The sequence below is a fragment of the Euhalothece natronophila Z-M001 genome, assembly GCF_007904085.1.
GTDB lineage: Bacteria > Cyanobacteriota > Cyanobacteriia > Cyanobacteriales > Rubidibacteraceae > Halothece > Halothece natronophila.
This window is the reverse complement of sequence record NZ_CP042326.1, coordinates 2,935,883-2,955,018: the sequence shown is the minus strand read 5'-3', so window position 1 is coordinate 2,955,018 and position 19,136 is coordinate 2,935,883. Positions and strand designations below refer to the sequence as shown.

Annotated in this window: 17 protein-coding genes; 6 read left to right on the top strand and 11 right to left on the bottom strand. The window is 39.6% G+C overall.

The features are described 5' to 3' along the window. Positions 1-90: 90 nt before the first annotated feature. On the bottom strand, positions 91-1,731 hold the full coding sequence (locus tag FRE64_RS14570) for an IS1634 family transposase (RefSeq protein WP_146296893.1): 1,641 nt from the start codon (positions 1,729-1,731) through the stop codon (positions 91-93). A 306-nt stretch (positions 1,732-2,037) separates the two neighbouring features. Here FRE64_RS14570 and FRE64_RS14565 point away from each other — a divergent pair, with 306 nt between their 5' ends. The 3 genes from FRE64_RS14565 to FRE64_RS18350 all read left to right on the top strand — a co-directional run bounded on the left by FRE64_RS14565 (position 2,038) and on the right by FRE64_RS18350 (position 4,908). After that, entirely contained in the window at positions 2,038-3,705 is a 1,668-nt protein-coding gene (locus FRE64_RS14565) for a mechanosensitive ion channel (protein WP_146296892.1), read from the top strand. Between the two features lie 133 nt (positions 3,706-3,838). Continuing rightward, complete coding sequence (locus tag FRE64_RS18355; protein ID WP_390622233.1) at positions 3,839-4,327, top strand: helix-turn-helix domain-containing protein; 489 nt, start codon at positions 3,839-3,841, stop codon at positions 4,325-4,327. A 5-nt stretch (positions 4,328-4,332) separates the two neighbouring features. After that, positions 4,333-4,908 (top strand): IS630 family transposase, encoded by a 576-nt coding sequence (locus FRE64_RS18350; RefSeq protein ID WP_390622272.1) that lies wholly within the window; start codon positions 4,333-4,335, stop codon positions 4,906-4,908. Between the two features lie 204 nt (positions 4,909-5,112). On the opposite strand, the gene FRE64_RS14555 is transcribed toward FRE64_RS18350, so the two are convergent. The 4 genes from FRE64_RS14555 to FRE64_RS17580 form a co-directional block, all read right to left on the bottom strand. Further along, positions 5,113-7,482 (bottom strand): HD family phosphohydrolase, encoded by a 2,370-nt coding sequence (locus FRE64_RS14555; RefSeq protein ID WP_146296891.1) that lies wholly within the window; start codon positions 7,480-7,482, stop codon positions 5,113-5,115. A 65-nt stretch (positions 7,483-7,547) separates the two neighbouring features. Then, positions 7,548-8,300: an ADP-ribosylglycohydrolase family protein gene (locus FRE64_RS14550; protein WP_146296890.1), complete on the bottom strand. Its 753-nt coding sequence runs from the start codon at positions 8,298-8,300 to the stop codon at positions 7,548-7,550. A 3-nt stretch (positions 8,301-8,303) separates the two neighbouring features. After that, complete coding sequence (gene aroQ, locus FRE64_RS14545) at positions 8,304-8,756, bottom strand: type II 3-dehydroquinate dehydratase (RefSeq protein ID WP_146296889.1); 453 nt, start codon at positions 8,754-8,756, stop codon at positions 8,304-8,306. Between the two features lie 17 nt (positions 8,757-8,773). Beyond that, positions 8,774-8,917 carry a hypothetical protein gene (locus tag FRE64_RS17580; RefSeq protein WP_186708859.1) on the bottom strand — a complete coding sequence of 48 codons (144 nt, stop codon included), beginning with the start codon at positions 8,915-8,917 and terminating at the stop codon, positions 8,774-8,776. Between the two features lie 352 nt (positions 8,918-9,269). Here FRE64_RS17580 and FRE64_RS14540 point away from each other — a divergent pair, with 352 nt between their 5' ends. Both FRE64_RS14540 and FRE64_RS14535 read left to right on the top strand, forming a co-directional pair. Further along, positions 9,270-11,324, top strand: a complete 2,055-nt coding sequence (locus FRE64_RS14540) for a histidine kinase dimerization/phosphoacceptor domain -containing protein (protein WP_146296888.1) — start codon at positions 9,270-9,272, stop codon at positions 11,322-11,324. Between the two features lie 11 nt (positions 11,325-11,335). Next, a complete protein-coding gene (locus tag FRE64_RS14535) occupies positions 11,336-11,725 on the top strand; it encodes a response regulator (protein WP_146296887.1) in 390 nt (129 codons plus the stop codon). A 20-nt stretch (positions 11,726-11,745) separates the two neighbouring features. On the opposite strand, the gene FRE64_RS14530 is transcribed toward FRE64_RS14535, so the two are convergent. The 3 genes from FRE64_RS14530 to FRE64_RS14520 form a co-directional block, all read right to left on the bottom strand. Next, positions 11,746-11,952, bottom strand: a complete 207-nt coding sequence (locus tag FRE64_RS14530) for a hypothetical protein (protein WP_146296886.1) — start codon at positions 11,950-11,952, stop codon at positions 11,746-11,748. Beyond that, a complete protein-coding gene (locus FRE64_RS18345) occupies positions 11,891-12,187 on the bottom strand; it encodes a BrnT family toxin (protein ID WP_146296885.1) in 297 nt (98 codons plus the stop codon). The genes FRE64_RS14530 and FRE64_RS18345 overlap by 62 nt, the downstream gene beginning before the upstream one ends. A gap of 61 nt (positions 12,188-12,248) precedes the next feature. Beyond that, positions 12,249-13,145 (bottom strand): alpha/beta fold hydrolase, encoded by an 897-nt coding sequence (locus tag FRE64_RS14520; RefSeq protein WP_146296884.1) that lies wholly within the window; start codon positions 13,143-13,145, stop codon positions 12,249-12,251. Positions 13,146-13,236: 91 nt separating this feature from the next. Here FRE64_RS14520 and FRE64_RS14515 point away from each other — a divergent pair, with 91 nt between their 5' ends. After that, the gene (locus tag FRE64_RS14515; protein ID WP_146296883.1) at positions 13,237-14,691 is read left to right on the top strand and encodes a glycoside hydrolase family 13 protein; all 1,455 of its coding nucleotides are present in this window, start codon (positions 13,237-13,239) and stop codon (positions 14,689-14,691) included. A 548-nt stretch (positions 14,692-15,239) separates the two neighbouring features. Here the strand turns inward: FRE64_RS14515 and FRE64_RS14510 are convergent. From FRE64_RS14510 to speA, 3 genes are all read right to left on the bottom strand, one after another. Beyond that, positions 15,240-15,950 (bottom strand): Uma2 family endonuclease, encoded by a 711-nt coding sequence (locus FRE64_RS14510; protein WP_146296882.1) that lies wholly within the window; start codon positions 15,948-15,950, stop codon positions 15,240-15,242. 108 nt (positions 15,951-16,058) lie between these two features. Continuing rightward, entirely contained in the window at positions 16,059-16,877 is an 819-nt protein-coding gene (gene map / locus FRE64_RS14505) for a type I methionyl aminopeptidase (protein WP_146296881.1), read from the bottom strand. A gap of 144 nt (positions 16,878-17,021) precedes the next feature. Beyond that, the gene (gene speA / locus FRE64_RS14500) at positions 17,022-19,007 is read right to left on the bottom strand and encodes a biosynthetic arginine decarboxylase (RefSeq protein ID WP_146296880.1); all 1,986 of its coding nucleotides are present in this window, start codon (positions 19,005-19,007) and stop codon (positions 17,022-17,024) included. Positions 19,008-19,136: the final 129 nt, after the last annotated feature.

The window sequence follows — 19,136 nt, the reverse complement described above, 5'->3', positions numbered from 1 at the left end:
CCAAGAGTAATTGAGAATTCCTAAGCCTGAAATTACAGCAGCTCTTAACTGACTTCAGCTTTGATTTTCACTCCTTCGGGGAAACTTCCCTTACACTAATAAATAATATTGTTGGCAAGGTTTGGGAAACAATTGTAGTAAATTTAATCTCTCTTCAGTGAGATTAGAAACTTCGTTTTCTCCTCTAAATTTCAACAAGTGAACCGCTTGAAATTGTTGAAAAATCCAACGTAAAGTAGGAGAATTGGTTTCTTTCCCTAATTGATTTTTAACCATTTCCCCTCGTCTAACTAAAGCCGAGCGCAGTTCTCTTTGCCCCAAATTATAAATGAGCAGACACAAGCCCAGAATTAAGACCATCGCCTGAATTCGTTCAGGAGATTTAATGAAAATGCTGTCTGCTAAAAACATGGGGTCTTTTAAGAACCGAAATCCCCTTTCCGTTGACTGTTGCTCTTTATATTCAATGAGCATTTGATTCGGAGAAAGTTCAGCTTCATCTAGAACATTAGTGGCGAGAAGAAACCGTCCAGCTAGTTGTTTTTCTTCCTGAATCAGGGCTAAATTTTCTTCTAAGTCTGCTTGAACTTTAACCCGAGCTTGCTTGCGGTGATTGTTATTTTCTTCACGAGTTTCAATCTGGCTGATTTGATGATACTTAAATTTCTTTTCTAGTTTTTTGACTGCTTTGATGGCATCAGGGACACAAGCATAAGTTTGTCGAGATAACTGTCGTAATTGTTTTTCTCCTTCCAGTCGCTCTTTCTCTATTTTTTTTAGAAGACGTTTTTGGTCGGATTCCTTTCTTTCTTCACTTTCTACCACTAACCATCGTTGTTCAATTCCCCCAGAAGTTCTCTGGTGAATCGAGTAACGATATCCCTCAAGAGAACTGGAACTCATTTGAGAGGATTTAATTTGTCTAGCAAGAGCTTGAGCTGGTTTCAGACGGAAGGGAACTCGCGTCAGCCATTTCAAGTCTTGCATTTGTTTCAAATTTTCCGCGGTGTATAGTGCCCTATCTGCTACCATCAATGAATCGAAATTAACTTGATTTCGGAATTGCTTAAAGATTTCAGGAAATATTTTTTGGTCTGATTCATTGCCACTTCCGGTTCTTAAGAAAAGGGGAATATCCCCATCGCCACTACCAATTAAATCGACCATAAACTGTTTTAAGTCTGGGCGTTTATCCCGAGAATAACCATAGGTAATTTGAATCTGTTGAGGAGGATTTCGCTTTTCTCCTTCTTCCGAATTTACTTCTACCTTGGCTTCTTCTATTAAAGTATTTTCGTATTCTCCTTCGACACTTAAAGAGCTTGAATCGAGATGGATACTTTCTGCACCAATCGAAAATTTTTGGACTGCTTTTAAGGCGATGCTGAGAAATATGTCTTCTAATCCCGTTAAATATAATTTGTCTAAGACTCGTCCTAATCGATCATCATTTAAGTGTTCTGCTTGAATTCCTTCTCCAATTAAATGTTCCGTTGGTTTGCCTTCAAAGAATTTTGGAAATAGGTATAAGGGAGATGAAAAAAGTCCCAATCCGTTGAGAATCATTGCCTTAACTGCATGACCCGGGCTAACTTTTTCTCCTGCTTGTTCTACCACTAATTCATTGATTTGTTCTACCAGTCCGATTTCATCAATTAACCCTGCCACAATTCCTAAATGGTCTAAATTGGTGACTTCGATTGATGATAAGTGATTCGAGACACTAACCATAATTCATTCTCATCAAGAAAAGATTTATTGATTAGTTTATCTTTCTTTTCCTTCTCTGGAAACCCACCTTTTTTGGCTCTGGGTGCTACGGGAGTCCCTGAAAAGCAGTCACTCTTACAATGTGACCAATGGACGTACCAAGAGCAACTCTTCTCATTTCAGCCAGGGGGAACGGACGATGTGACAGTTGGGGTGCGGAATGTGGGTTTTAATGGCATTATTGCCAAGTCTTTGCTTATACTGCTCTTAATATCAGCCTAATGCTTGGCTAAGTGTACACACTCTTTATTCTATTAAGAAAAAACCATGATTATCGCTAATCATTCGATTGTCTTTATCCAACCACCGAGACTTTTGGCGCAAACTGAAAATGGGTTGACTGCTATACAGGAATTTGGTAGAGCTCTAGGTAATCAACTGGCAACCCTCATTACTGAAGATGTTTCTGCTTTTGTCTATGCTTTACTCATCTTATTCGCTGGCTGGTTGATAGTGGCTCCGTGGATCCGACGTGTGGTCAATAAGCAATTTATCAAAAGAACTAAGCTTGATCAGCGAATTGCAACTTGGCTAACTGGACAACAGGGAGAAGAACCACCTCCGGTAGAAAACTGGATTGGTGAAATTGTTCTCTGGCTAGTTCGACTATTTGTAATTGTTGCTGCGTTGCAACCACTGCAACTGGATGCAGTGACAGAACCGCTGAACGCCCTCCTCAATCAAGTCACGGGCTTTTTACCTCAAATTGCGGCAGCAGCGATTCTCCTTGGGATTGCTTGGCTACTTGCTACCCTCGTGAGAATTTTAACGGTTCGGATTTTACGAGCCATGGATATTGATCAGCGCTTTGGAGAACAAATTGGTAGCACCGATACTGACAATGAACTGTTAATCAGTGACACCATTGGTAATACCCTCTACTGGCTGATTTTCCTGATTTTCCTGCCTTCAGTTCTGAGTACCTTAGAGTTAGAAGGAACTTTACGACCGGTTCAAGAATTAGTTAATGGGGTTCTTGGTATCCTTCCCAATATCTTTGCTGCAATTTTAATTGGGATTATCGGTTGGTTTATTGCTCAGATTGTCCGCAAAATTGTTACCAATCTTCTTACCACTACTGGTGCTGATCAACTCGGTGGTCGTATTGGCTTATCTGGAACTGGTCAAACTCAATCTCTCTCTTGGATTATCGGCACAGTAGTCTATGTGCTGATTTTAATTCCCGTCGCGATCGCGGCTTTAGAAGCCCTACAAATCCAAGCAATTTCTGGTCCAGCGGTGACCATGTTGGGTCAATTTTTCAATACCTTACCGAGAATCTTTGGAGCGACGTTAGTCCTTCTGGTTACTTACTTCCTGGCTCAGTACATTAGTGAATTTGTTACTAACTTCCTTACCGATGTCGGGTTTAACAATATCTCAACTTGGTTAGGCTTACAACGTCCGGCTCGTGAAACCGAGGAAAGTGAGGAAGCAGACACAATTATTACTGATCAAGGAGAAGCTCCTCAAGCCCAAGTTCCCACCCGAACTCCCTCAGAGTTAATGGGAATTATTACCCTTGTCGGGTTAATGCTGTTTGCTACTTTAGGAGCAGCTAGTATTCTTGATATTCAAGCTCTTACAGAGTTAGTGGGTGGCATTGTTGAAGTTTCTGGGCGAATTATTGCTGGTTTAATTATCTTTGCCATTGGGTTATACTTTGCCAATCTTGCCTTTAATCTCATTTCTAGTTCTGGCATGAGACAAAGCCGCACCCTTGCCCAAGCCGCTCGCATTGTGATTATTGCCTTTAGTTTGGCTTTGGGATTACAACAAATGGGAATTGCACCTAACATTGTTAACTTGGCATTTGGCTTACTATTCGGATCAATTGCTGTCGCGATCGCGCTCGCCTTTGGTTTAGGCTCTCGTGAAATTGCTGCCGAACAGGTGCGAGAATGGCTCAACAACTTTAAGTCCTCTGATCAATAGTTATCGTAAATTTTAAGTATTGCTAATCTCCTCTCCTACTAGGAGAGGATTTTTATAGTGATTCCAAATAATATGAAATGGAACTGTGTATGCTACAAATAGAGGGAGAGATTGTTAGTAATCGAGATTAGCTATGGCAGGTGTCATTAAAATTGAGATTGCCGAGTCAGCTCAAGAGCTTAAAAAACAGCTCAACTTCTCCCAAAACAGTGAAGTCAAAGAACGAATCCAAGTCTTGTATTGGCTGAAAACGAACCAAGTCAGAAGTACCGGCGCGCTCGCCTCCCTAATCGGAAAACACCGAACGACAGTATCAAGATGGCTCAGTAAATATCGCAAAGGAGGTCTCAAAGGTCTTTTAGAAGTTAAGAAAAGTCCTGGGCGAGTCCCTAAAATCACGCCATCAGTAGAAAAAAAATTAATCCAAGAACTAGAAGATCCAGAAGGATTTTCTAGTTATAAGGAAATTCAAACATGGCTTCAGTTAATTCAAGATATTGATATTAGTTATAGTGCTGTTCATAAACGAGTCCGCTATGGTTTAGAAGGAAAACTGAAAGTGCCACGTCCAGTTCATAGCAAACAGGAATTGGGAGCACCGGAAGCTTTTAAAAAAAACTAAGTGAAATTGTTACAACCCAACTAGAAGCTAATTCAGAAAAGGTTAAACGATATCAAAACATTAGATATTGGTGCCAAGATGAATCTCGAATCGGGTTAATCACACTTCACGATACAAAAATTACAGGTAAAGGAATTCAACCGACAGGAAAAAAACAGTGGAAGTTTGATTATTTATGGTTGTACGGTTTAGTGGAACCGAGAACGGGAGAGAATTTTTTCAGAGAATTTTCTCATCTTGATGGTCTTTGCTTTGAGCAGTATTTAAGCTGGTTTGCTCAAGAATATCCTGACGATTTACACTTAATACAAGTTGATAACAGTCGTTGCCATACTTGGTTAGAGTTACAACTTCCTGATAATGTCATTTTAATTTTCCAACCACCTTATTCCCCAGAAGTTAATCCCATTGAACGATTATGGCAAGAAATTAAGAAACCTTTGAAATGGGAATTCTTTCCCGATTTAGATGATTTAAGAAAGCGACTTTCCAAAATCTTATCAAAATTAAGTTCTCAAGTGATTACTCAGATCACTGGATGGGACTTTATTCTCAATGCTTTATCTGTAGCAAACATTTAGATATTTCATATAAAAAACAGCAACTTAAAAGTAGTGGGAGCATCTTGCTCCCTAGTAGCAGCCAAGATGGCTGCACTACAGAACTGAATTGGAACGACTATATATCTAGATAAGAGTGTACAAGGGAATCTTCTCGCATTTAGGCAGAAGAGGCTGAATTAGCTGTAGGATCGACTCAGACAAGCGTTCTCCAATTGGTTTGTCTTAACATTCCTTTTTTTTCAAAGAAGACGAGTATTTGGCATCTAACGCCGCTTTAGGATAAGCAATGCGTTTATGATTACTTTGTTGCCAAACTCGCACAAATACTTGTGCCACTTGTTTCAATTCTGTCTTGGTTAAATTAGCATCTTTTAACTGTTGATCTTGCCAACGGGCCCGAATAATTTTATTTACCATAGCGAGGGCTTGTTCTTCCGATACATCATTCAGCGATCGCAGCGCCGCTTCACAGCCATCTGCTAACATCACAATGCCTGTTTCCCGTGATTGAGGCGTAGGCCCATCATAGCGAAAATCCGCCTCAGATACATCTCCATTTCCCTGTTGTTTGGCTTGAAAATAAAAATAGGAAATCAGTAATGTTCCCTGATGTTCAGGAATAAAATCCTGAATTACTTTCGGTAATCCAATCCGACGCGCCATCACCAATCCTTGAGTGACGTGCTTTTTAATAATTTTGGCACTTTCATAGGGATCATTAATCTCATCATGCTTATTTTTGCACCCCATTTGGTTCTCGATAAATCCCAAGGGATCGTGCATTTTCCCAATATCATGATAAAGCGTTCCCGCCCGTACCAATTCCACATTACAATTTAATTCTCGCGCCGCTGCCTCGGCTAACGAAGACACAAATAAGGTATGTTGAAAGGTGCCAGGGGTTTCAATGGCTAACCGTTGTAACATGGGGCGATTGGGGTTGGCTAATTCTGCTAAGCGAATGGGAGTGACCAGATCAAATAAGCGTTCCAAGTAAGGAGATAACCCAAAGGCAATAATACTTCCTCCTAACCCTGATAACCCATGGAAAATTCCTTCTGCTAGATAAATTTCCCCAGTACCATTGGTAGCAAAACTCAGAAATAAATAAACTGCCCCTTGAACTAAGCCAATTCCGCCGCCTAAAAGGGCTAATTCTTCGCGCGATCGCAGTTTTCCTGCAATCGTAGCGGCTAATAATCCTCCAATTGCCCCTGTCATTAATGCTTCCCAAGGAATCAACGTTTCCTCTGCGCTGACTAGCATATAGACTTGTAAGCCTGTAAGGAGACTCACTTGAGTTAAGGCTAAAGTTGGGCCATAAAAACTACTCACTAATAAGGCTACGGCGGGTAATGCAGAATAAGGCACTCCTAACATTAACAGTAAAGGACTAATTATACTCAGAAACGTTAATAAAAGTTGATCTCGCAGTCGCAAATCTCGTCTGACTTGTCGCTTCACCAACCAAAAGATCGCAATCGCAAAGCTAACTAAAATAACACAACCAATTAATCCTAACCAGTTAATGCTTCGTTGACTCAGTTCAAACGCATCTAATAATAAAAACTGTTCATAACTAATGGTTTCTCCTTCTCGAACAATGGTTTCTCCTTCTTCGATGCTTAACATCACAGGGGTAACTTCAGAAGCGGCTTGTTCGGCTTGACGTTCCGTTTGAACATGATCTTCAATTAAATTGGGTTCTAAGAGATCTTGAAGCAGTTCTATTGCTAGAAAACCACTTACTGCAGGGACTTTTCCTTCTAGTTGTACACTAATTGCATTATCTAAAACCGACGTGGGAATCCCGGCACTAATTCCTTGTGCTAGCATTTGTCGAGCCGTTCTTTTAATCCCACTTTTTGTATTTTCCCACCCTGAAGGAGATAGCTGTAATAAAACCATTTTTTGAGCTTTACTCAATTGATTGGTTTCCCAATCGTGAGGTTCACGAGTGTTTGTTAAGGTATTTCTATATTGCTCGCGCACCTCTTGAATGGTGGTAATTACATCAGAAAACTCTCTTGGTGATAGAATTTGTGAAAGTCGGTAAAGCTGATTTTGGGCATTTTTTAATAGGGAATTAGGATTTTCGACAGGTTCGTCTAAACTTCCTAAAATTTCACTCCACTCCCGCGGGGAACAAGTGCGAAGATAAACTTGGACAACCTCTGAAATGCGATTAGTTCCAATAAATAAGTCCGCCCCAGCTTGTTGTCGTAAAGTGGATAATTCTGCTAATTGAGTGTCTAAGGCTTTGAGAATTTGATTATTTTTCTCTTGGTCAATTTTGAGAACAGGAGTTTGTTGCTCACGCATTTGTTCCCGTTTGATCTCTGTTTCTCGTTCATTTTTAATCGTTAAATCTGAGGGGGCGACAATGGTTTGCGGCGATCGCGCTCCCATTCCTAACTGAGGCTGATTATAGAGACTATTCCCCACTACTCCTGTGAGTGTTGATACAGCCAGTAAAAAAACTAAGCCAGAACCAGAAAAAAGCCCACCCCATCTCTTGATAAACCGAGTCAAGGAAAGCCAATTTCTACGATGACGAGTTAATAGTTGGATCATACGGGAAGCATATTTCATCGCTTAAAATTCCTTTCCAAATTCGGAATCAGCATTAATTTTAAATGATTAAATTTTTAAGATAACTAATAACGAGGTTGAATGACCTCTGGAAGCGCGATCGCGTTTAAATGATTGATATCCATAGGTTGACCCATCCTAGCAAATTGATAACTGCCACTCCAAGTAATAAACATGGCTTCTAATTTAGTTTTCCAATGTTTAAGTTGTTCCCTATAGCGACAACGCCAAGGAATCGGAATCCCACTCACACCATTATGCGCTCCCGACAAAGCACCTGCTAAAGCTACTACTTCTGCACCACCAAATTGCTCAGCACGATTAATCGTTAAAACAACGTCTTCTGCACTGGTTACAAAACAGTATAAAGCTAACCAAATTTCCCAACAACTTAAGGGCAGTTGCTCTTTGACTTCCTGTAACGATTTTCCCTCTTCTAAACTAATCTGTAGCGTTTGTAAACTTTCATGATCATAATCTTGTCCAAAAGTGGCTTTTAAATCCTGAAACAGCCTTTCTGCCACTAGCTTTTCCCTTAAAATTAGTGCCATTGCCCTGACATAGCTATTTATAGCAAGCTGACTCTCTGCTAAGTGATGAGGTTTTGTAATTGTTTCCTCTGGCTGATCACAAAAAAACAGTAATCTCGGTAAACTAATTAAAAGTATTTCCCCTGCGGTTTCTTCCGTAAAAGATAGTTGCCAATCTTCTTTTGTAGCTAGACTTTCAATTCCTTGCTGCCACACTAAAGAGCAATCTAGCCCTAAACAAGCTGCAAAAATACTTCCCTGCCAACGAGACAAGAGGAGATGACGCATTAACTATCCCCCTTCTCGCTGAAGATGGCGGACTAAAGCCTCTAAGCCCAATAAATAACTATCTATCCCAAACCCACTAATTTGTCCCACCGCAATGGGCGCAATATAAGAATAATGGCGGAAGGCTTCTCTTTGATAAATATTACTAAGATGCACCTCTACAATCGGCAACTTTACTCCTGAGAGAGCATCTCGAATAGCAACGCTAGTATGGGTATAAGCCCCAGCATTGATTAAAATACCATCCTTTTCATCAAGAGCATTGTGGATGGCTTCAACAATTGCCCCTTCTGAGTTAAATTGCTGACATTGAATAGTGCTATGCAGCCCTGCAGCATGAGTTTCCAGAGCTGCATTAATTTGCTCCAAAGTTAAAGCCCCGTAAATAGAGGGTTCACGAACACCTAAGAGGTTTAGGTTAGGACCGTGTAACACCAAAATTCGTAATTGTGACACTGATGTTAAACGCGTTTTTAGCGATAATAACGGGAAACACGTTCTTCAACTGGAACAGGGATTGGCTCTGATTCTGGCTCCATTTCTGGCCCACCCAGAAGCTCAATCAGCCTGCGAGCCCAGTTTTTTAATTTTTCTAGTGCTTCTTCGATATATTCCATTGAACAGATGGCTCCTCTGAGACCTCACTTCAACTTGCCTACAAGAATACCCAAGTTAGGATTTCCTTGCTGGCATTGTAAACGGATATAGCTAACCGTTTCTATTAACTATTTTAGCCAATAAGACTAGGGATTAGCTTTTAATTCCGATCCTTTTATGTACTTATATTAACTTTAACACATTTGCTTGGAGTCAATCTTGGGGATGAAATTAAGGAGTCAAGGAGATTTACTGACGCTTTGCTTCCTGCTTTGCAAAAATTTAGAGAAGTTATTAAAACTTGGTCTTTTTGCGATATAAATCACATTTTTCTTTAAAATAAAGTTATGGATGGGATGAAAAACGTGAATTATGGATGTTAACACCCTTGCCTTAGTTAATTCGCTAAGGGAAAAAATTAGTCACCTTGAACAAAAACAACGGGAGAACTTAAAACAGCAAAAGGCAGACTTGCAAGGAGAAGTTAAGCAATATACTGAGCAACTGTCACAGCAAGCCCAAGGTAACCGCTTGTTAGAGGAAATGGTAGCAGAAATTCGCCAGTCCTTAGATATTAAAGAAATTCTTAAGACAACTGCTCAACAGGTAAAAGCCTTCTTAAATGTTGAACAAGTCTTTATTTACCATCGTGTTTCTCCACAACAATGGGAACTGCGTGCTATTGCGAGTTCTGATTCCCAATCTAAGCAGGGTGATATCACAAAAGAATTAGACAAGCAATTTAGTGATTTTGAAAAGAATCCGAAAAAAATTCAAGATACCTCCTCAGAAGACATTGCAAAAATTATTGTGCCGCTAGAACAAGGGGAACAGTTTTGGGGGGTGATTTATGCCTATGAACAGCGTCAGCCTCGTTATTGGAGTGAATTAGAAATTGAACTCTTAGACCGATTAGCCGCTCAAATCGCGATCGCGCTTCAGCAAGCCCAACTTTACGAAAAATCTCAACAAGCAGAAGCCGAATTAAAACAATTTAATCAAAAACTAGAAGAAAAAGTCAAGAAACGTACCCAACAGCTAGAAAAAGCCAACGAACAACTGCAAGCTGTCATTGATGCGGTGCCAGGCTTTATTTCTTGGATTGATTCTGATTTGAAATATTTAGGGGTTAATCAACGTTTAGCAAAAGCCCTTAAAATGCAGCCTGAAGAATTTATTGGCAAAGATATTGGCTTTATTAATCATCGTCAAGAATTTGGAGGATTTATTGAAAGCTTTTTCCAAGACTCTCAGCAAATCTTGAGTAAAACCACCATTAAAAATTATGTCAATGGCGTTCCTCGGTATCATCTTTTAGTTGCTCAAAAATATAATCAAGGGAAGGCTGCTGTTTCTGTGGGAATTGATATTACTGAACGTAAGCAAGTTGAACAACAGTTACACGCCACAACTTCTCGCTTAATTACGCTCATCAAAAATTTACAAGTTGGAGTCGTGTTACAAGATAGAAATTTAAATGTTCTTTTGGTTAACCAACCTTTTTGCGATCTTTTTGATATTTCCGTCACCCCGAATGAACTCGTTGGTAAAAGTAATTATGAATTTGAAGAATACTATGGAGAGTTATTTCAGGATCAATCAAACTTTGAGCAACGTAATCAAGAGATTTTAGAAGCCAATAGTTTAGTTACTAACGAAGAATGGGTTTTGCAAAATCATAAAACTCTAGAGCGAGATTATATTCCTGTTATTGTTGATAACTTTCATCAAGGACATCTTTGGATGTATCGTGATATTACGGAGAGAAAGCGTTATGAAACAGAATTAGAAAACTCTTTACAAGAAAAGGAAATGCTCTTAAAAGAAATTCATCATCGCGTTAAAAATAATCTTTTAGTGGTATCCAATTTGTTAGAGTTTCAAAGTGATTATACAGATAATCCCCAAGTGCTTTCTATTTTAGAAGACAGTCAAAACCGAGTCCAATCTATGGCATTAATCCATGAGAAACTTTATCGCTCAACTGGACTTAATAAAATAGACTTTGGCGAATACTTAGAAGCCTTACTAGAAAATCTATTTGAGTCTTATAATATTACAGAGAGTCGTATTTCTCTAGAAACAGAGGTTGATTTAATATTTCTTAATATCGAAACCGCAAATCCCTGTGGTTTAATAGTCAATGAATTGATCTCTAATGCCTTTAAGCACGCCTTTCCTGATAACCGAAAGGGAAAAATTTGGCTTTATCTGTCTCAAGATAGTGAAAAAGAAGTTACACTAATAGTTAAAGATAATGGTGTGGGGATTCCCGAGGAATTAGATATTACTAAGTTAGATTCTTTAGGAATGGAGTTAATTTCTACCTTAACCCAACAAATTAAAGGAAATTTAGAGATAAAACAAGATAATGGAACAACATTTATCTTGACATTCTCAGAACGAAAGTATCGCAAACGTTATTAGGATAGTAAATCATGGCAACGGCTAAAATTTTTATTGTTGAAGACGAATTTATCATCGCCAAAGGATTAGCTAGGAAATTAGAAAATCTAGATTATGAAGTAGTTGGAATTGCTTCTTCAGGAAACGAAGCCCTAGAACAAATTGAGGAAACGTCTCCAGACTTAGTGTTAATGGATATTGCCATTGAGGGGGACATGGATGGCATTGAAACGGCAACCAAACTCCATCAAGACTTCAATATTCCAGTCATTTATTTAACTGCTTATGGCGACGATAAAACCTTAGAAAGAGCGGAAGATAGTGGTTGCTATGGTTATATTCTTAAGCCCTTTAAGCATAAAGAAGTTCATGCCGCCATTCGCATGGCTTTGAAAAAACATCAAACCTTGCAATCACTGTAATTTAGGGCTTGCTGAAAATGTCAATCGACAAACGTTAGGGGAGGACAAGAAACAGCATCTTCCCAAAATTCCTCATCCGTTTCAAACGTATCAGGATCGTCAGCGATTGCTTCTTTAATTTCTTCATCGGTCATTGATCTGACTCGTTCTAAATCTGTAGTGTCTTCAGTTTCCCAAATCTCTTTTGCGGTTACGCGGGTAACGTTGTTGGTAGAATTTACGTTCATCTTGGCTTGCTGGTCTAGCACTAATTAGTCTGATGGTATTTTCTCGCTCTACAAAAACGACAACTATAACATCATCTCCTATCTTACCAATCGCAATTTTTCTCTCTTCACCATTTTTCCATACCTTCTTCTGAAGTGTTTCCCCCCAAAACACCCTACAGGCAAAATAGAAGTCAATCCCATGTTTTTCCTTGTTGATAAACCGTTTTCTCTCATCCCAGTCAAATTCGAGCATAAACTTTGTTGATATCGCGGAAAATCAAGCTAGCCAAAAGTCCTCCCTCACTTCTTGATGACTAATGAATAAACTCATGTTCATTGATCCATTGCTCGATAATGGGGTTAACAACTTCGGGTGCTTCATCTTGCGGACAGTGACCTAAATCAGACAGGGGAATAAACTTTTCGACTGTTTCAAATTCCCCTAATTTCTTCCCAAGTTCAATATCTTCCCAAGGGTCTTTTGTTCCCCATAAAATAAGCACTGGACAACTTAATTGAGGTAATAAGTCTTCTGGGAGTGGCCCTTGAGAATAGCCAATAAAAGCCGCAAAAACATCAGGCGCTCCTTCATCTTTAGCAGGGGTAATTAAAATTTCTACTAATTCATCAGTAACCGCTTCAGGATGATTATAGGCTTGTAATAAGACTTTACGAACGGTTTTTGGTTTTGCTAGCTGCTGAAAAAATAAACGACAAAGGGGAGGATAACTTAATATCTTTTGGAACAGGGGTGCGCCCAAACGACGGTGCAAAGGTAGTGTGTCGCGCTTTCGTTCATGTAATAGTCTCAGGGAAATATTGAGATTAATGACTCCTAAACTAATGTCAGGTTGTATAACTGCGGCTTGCATCGCGGCGACACAGCCGATAGAATTTGCCACTAGAACAACGGGACTTCCCACAACTTCTTGACAAAAATCAACAATTTGCTGTCCCCAAGTTTCAAAGGTATAGTTAATTTCGTTACCTGGCTTGGGTTTGGCTGAACCACCAAAGCCAATTAAGTCAATAGCATAACATTGAAAAGACTGTCCGAGAGTGGGTAAATTTTTGCGCCAATGCCCAGATGATGCACCAAAGCCGTGAACGCAGACAATAGGAGTTCCATTTTCGCCACAGGTTTGATAAGTAATAGGATAACCGTGCCAAGTCCAAGTTTTTGTTTCTATTGAGAGTTGAGATAAAGTCATGGGTTTTGCCAAGATACGCTAAATACTTTGTAACAGAAAAGTAAAGTTAGAAACCAGTACAATAGGGAGGAGCTGGAAAGAAAACGATTTTATGTCCATTCAAACCCCTAACTGGGTGAAAAATGCGGTATTTTACCAAATTTTCCCAGATCGATTTGCCAAAGCAGATTTCCCAAAAAATGCAGACTATCAATTTCAACAGGTAGAGTTTGAACCCTGGTATGATCCGCCAACGCTACAAGGATATAAAGGGGGAAACTTGTGGGGAGTCATTGAAAAGTTAGATTATTTGCAGGAATTAGGGATAACGGCACTTTACTTAACCCCGATTTTTCAGTCTGCTTGTAATCATCGTTATCACACTCATGATTATTATCGCGTTGATCCGATGTTAGGGGGAAATGAGGCGTTTCAGGCGTTGTTGAAAGCGGTGCATCAACGGAATATGAAACTGGTTTTAGATGGGGTGTTTAATCATGCTAGTCGGGGGTTTTTCTTCTTTAATGACATTTTAGAAAATGGCCCCTATTCCCCGTGGGTGGATTGGTTTAAGATTTATGATTGGCCAGTGTCAGCTTATAATGGCGATTTACCTGCGAATTATGCGAGTTGGGTGGATAATCGCGCGCTCCCTCAGTTTAATCATGAAAATCCTGATGTGCGTGAATACATTATGCGTGTAGGGGAATATTGGTTACAGCAGGGAATTGATGGTTGGCGATTAGATGTTCCCTTTGAGATTGATGTGCCGGGGTTTTGGGAGGAATTTCGGGAACGAGTGAAGAAGGTTAATCCTGAGGCTTATATTGTTGGGGAAATTTGGGGAGATGCCCGACGCTGGTTAGATGGTCAACAGTTTGATGGGGTAATGAATTATGTGTTTACTGGCCCCACGATTGCTTTTACAGCGCGCGATCGCGTTGATAGGGAGTTAGTAGAACAGCCTGATTATAAGCCTTATCCAGCGTTAAATGCAACGGAATATGGTTCACATATAGAGGAGTTACTCGCCCTCTATCCGTGGGAGATCACCTTAACCCAACTTAATCTCCTTGCAAGCCATGATACAGCTCGATTGTTAAGTATTGCCCAGCGCGATCGCGCTAGTGTTAAACTGGCTACTTTATTATTACTCACTTTCCCAGGTGCACCCTGTATTTATTATGGGGATGAAGTGGGTTTACCCGGTGGATTAGATCCCGACTCTCGTCGCACTTTTCCCCCACAAGAGGAGTGGGATCAGGAGTTATTACAATGGCATCAGAATTTAATTCAATTGCGCCACAGTTATCCAGCTTTACGAACAGGAGAGTATAACATTCTCTATGCAGAAGGATTAGTGTATGTCTTTTCCCGTCGTTTAGCCGCCTCAGAACTGATTATTGCCATTAATTCTGGCACAGAAGAAGCCATGGTTAAAGTCTCTAAGGAAAAATTACATAGTCAACCTTCCCGTTTATTACAGGGAGAAGCCAACTATGGGTGGGAAAATGATGGACTGAATTTGACTTTACCTGCGCGTCAGGGAATTATAATTGGTCATTAGTTAGTCATTAGTCATTAGTCATTAGTCATTAGTCATTGGTCATTGGTCATTGGTCATTAGTCATTGGTTTACAAACAACAAAGGACAAAGGACGAAGGACTAACAACAGTCATTGGTTTACAAACAACAAAGGACAAAGGACGAAGGACTAACAACAGTCATTGGTTTACAAACAACAAAGGACAAAGGACAAAGGACAGTCATTGGTTTACAAACAACAAAGGACAAAGGACGAAGGACTAACAACAGTCATTGGTTTACAAACAACAAAGGACAAAGGACGAAGGACTAACAACAGTCATTGGTTTACAAACAACGAAGGACAAAGGACGAAGGACTAACAACAGTCATTGGTTTACAAACAACGAAGGACAAAGGACGAAGGACTAACAACAGTCATTGGTTTACAAACAACGAAGGACAAAGGACGAAGGACTAACAACAGTCATTGGTTTACAAACAACGAAGGACAAAGGACGAAGGACTAACAACAGTCATTGGTTTACAAACAACGAAGGACAAAGGACGAAGGACAAACATTAGTGGAATTAATTGTCTTCTGGTTCAACCCCTAAAGAGCGTAACTGAGCTTTGAGGGTTTTAGCGCGATCGCGCTCTCTTTGGACTAATTCAGTCCCCCATAATAATAACTCTTCCTGTTCATTCCACCAACGTAACCAGTAGCCTTGACGATTGCGGTGTGTTCCCTCCCATACGCCTAAATACAAGTTTAATCCTGTAATCCAATAACGTCCTTTTTCGTTCGGCGGTTGGAGATCATACATCTGAGAAGAGTTTAACTGATACACTTCTAAATTCCCTGTTGCAATATCAAAAATTGCGTAATAAGGAACTTGTAAAATTTGTTCGTAGAAAAACCATTTTCCGGGGGGATAAGTGGGCTTAATGGAGTATTCTGTTCCCTCGGCTTCTGAGAGAAATTCCATCACAATCGTTGGAATCTCACCTTCTAGCTTTGGGGTGTAGCTTCTTGCAATTGCTTCAGGAGACACCCAAGTTTGCGCCACGTAAGCCCAATCAGGGGCTTTTACGACAATTTTGCCATCAACCACCGCACAGATGCCATAATTGGTGCAAGTAAAGGTAGTTTCCCCGAGATAGCCAGCGAGATCAAGACTCTCAGTAAGGGCGGCAGCAAGGGCAGGTTGAGCAATATTATCCACAGGATCATCGGGGAGAATGTAGTCTGCGGGGAGTTTTTCCCATTTTACCTGTAGTGGCGCGATCGGGCGACTCATAAGGGTTAATGACAGGTTATTTTTCTTACTTTCATTCTAAATAAATGAATCAATTACAAAATGGTTAATTGGCGAAAGTTGTCTCTGGTTGCAATCATTATCCTTGAGTTAAATAGAATCGCGATCGGTTAAAATCTCATAGCCATCTGTCGTAACTAATACAGTATGCTCAAATTGGGCTGATAAGGACTTGTCAACTGTAACCACAGTCCAGCGATCGCGCAACGTCCGAGTAAACTTTGATCCCGCATTAACAATCGGTTCAATCGCTAGTACCATTCCCGCCTTTAATTTCACATTGGGGAGTTGATTAGTACGAACATTAAACACCGCAGGGGCTTCATGTAAATTGCGTCCTACCCCATGCCCAGTAAAGCCTTCTACTACACTATATCCTTGACTGGTCACATAATCTTCAATCGCCCCAGCAATTTCTAATAACTGAGTTCCCGCTTTTACTTGATTAATCCCTTGATAAAGGGCATTTTCGGCCACTGTCATTAATTCTTGGGCTTTCGGTTTAATCTTTCCCACCGCGATCGTAATACAGGAATCTCCATGAAATCCTGCTTTATACGCCCCGGTATCGACTTTCAATAAATCTCCCTTGCGAATCACCTTTTTCCCACTAGGAATCCCATGCACCACTTCATTATTCACGCAGATACAAATTGATCCAGGGAAACCATGATAGCCCTTAAAACTAGGAGTCGCACCCATTTCTCGAATCCGTTTTTCTGCATAATCATCTAAATCAGCAGTGGTCATTCCAGGTTCAACAATTTCAGAAATTTCCTTTAAAACAGTTGCAACAATACGCCCTGACTCTCGCATTAATTCAACTTCTTGAGAATTTTTAATCTCAATACCACGATGACGCTTACGAGGGGCAGTTTTTGGAGATAGGATTTTTGTTAACAAATTCATAAGAGGATGACAGTGAGTTTTAGTTTTAATTCTGATCATATCAGGGATCAATTGTTTGCCTTCCCTGTGCTAAGGATTCGGTATTTTCCATTTGGCTAATTCAGCAAGTAGTTGGAGACTTTCAGAGAACAATCTCTATAACTTTTAATCTTCTTTTTTGAGATAAGTATAGTGACTCAAACTACGTTCATAATTTTTAAGTAAATGTCGGGATTCTGCTAGAGAAATTAAGTCTTTTTCTAAGGCTTGTTCAGTATGACGACGAAGATTTTCTAATAAGGCTTCCCCTGAGTATTGAGTTTGTTCTAACACTTCGCTAATCGTGTCACCACGAACAAATTGCTCAATTTTGTAGCCTTGGGGATGGGTGCGAATGTGAACAACATTGGTATCCCCAAATAGGTTATGTAAGTTACCCATAATTTCTTGGTAAGCCCCAACCATAAACATTCCTATATAATAGGGTTGATTATTTTCTAAAGGATGTAGTTCTAAAAAGTTCTTGGGTAGTTTTCCTTTAGGATTAATAAATTGACTAATTTTTCCATCACTGTCGCAGGTTAAGTCTGCTAAAATTGCTCGTTGACTGGGATTTTCATTCAGACGATGAATTGGCATGATCGGAAATAGTTGATCAATCGCCCAATGGTCGGGGCTAGATTGAAAAACAGATAAATTAATATAATAAATTGAGGTTAAAACTTTAGCTAATTCTTGTAGTTCTTCCGTTACATTTTCTTGATTTTTAATAATTTCAAAAATTTTGTTACAACAAGCCCAATACAGTTGTTCTGCTCTGGCTCGGGCTTTTAAGCTAAGATAACTAAAATTAAATAAACTGATCGCTTCTTGTTTAAATTGAATGGCATCATGATAAGCTTCTTGATAGTTTTCTTCATTAATTAGGGCATAAGTTTCCCAAAGATTACGAATAATTAAATGCTCTTCTTCTTCCACAACTGGTGGAGGAATTATTGGTTGCTCACTACTTCCTAAAACGTCAAAAATTAAGACACCTTGATGAGAAGCGATCGCGCGTCCACTTTCACTAATAATTGTGGGCGCAGGAATCTCAGCTTGTTCACAGGCTTCTTTAATTTCAGCCACAATATCATTGGCATAGTTTTGCATATTGTAGTTTTTAGAAGCATTATTTTTATTAGTTTTCGAGCCATCGTAATCAACTGCTAATCCTCCCCCAACATCTAAATAGTTTAGGTTTGCGCCGAGATGACTTAATTCTACATAGATTTGGGCAGCTTCTCGGATGGCTTCCTTAATTACACTAATGGAAGAAACTTGTGAGCCCACATGAAAATGAAGAAGTTGCAAGCAGTCTAATTTTTGGGATGATTCGAGAATTTTTACTACTTCTAAAATTTGCCAAATGGTTAAACCAAACTTAGCGCGATCGCCGGTAGAACTGCCCCATCTTCCTGTTCCGCGTGTGCTTAATTTGGCTCTTACTCCAATGACGGGTTTAATATTTAATTCTGCGCTCACACTTTGAATTAATGCTAACTCTTCTAATTGTTCAACAACAATAATCGTTTCATAGCCTAACCGTCGTGATAAAATAGCAGTTTCAATATATTCTTGATCTTTATAACCATTACAAATCAATAAAGATTTTTCTTCTTTTTTTTGATTAAATTGAGAAGGATTCAAGCTAGCTAAAGCAATCATTAATTCGGGCTTTGAACCCACTTCTAAACCTAATTGGTGACGCTGTCCAAATTCAACTAAAGATTCTACGAGGTGGCGATGTTGATTACATTTAATGGGAAAAACACCGCGATAAGTTCCAGGGTAATTGTAGCGAGAAATGGCGCGATCAAAGCAGGCATATAATCGTTCAACGCGATCAGCTAAAATTTCAGGAAAACGAATTAAAACAGGCAGTCCAATATTGCGTTTTCTAAGGGCTTCTACCAGTTGATATAAATCTAAAGATGTACCGCGATCGCCTTGTGGAGAAACAGTAATATGTCCTGCACGATTAATGGAAAAATAGGGATCGCCCCAGCCTTGAATTTGATAGAGTTGTTCACTATCCTCAATTGTCCAATGATTTTTCAGGATATTTTCAGAATTTGATTCTGAAGCTGACTCAAGAGATGAAACCGACATAAGAACAAGCCTTAACAGGGAACAAGTATCTAATATAGCAACGGTTTGCCTTATACATGGATTAGGATTATTCTCTTCCCTGTCAATTGCCAATTCTTTAGTGCTAGCATTGCCACAGAGAAAGTAAAG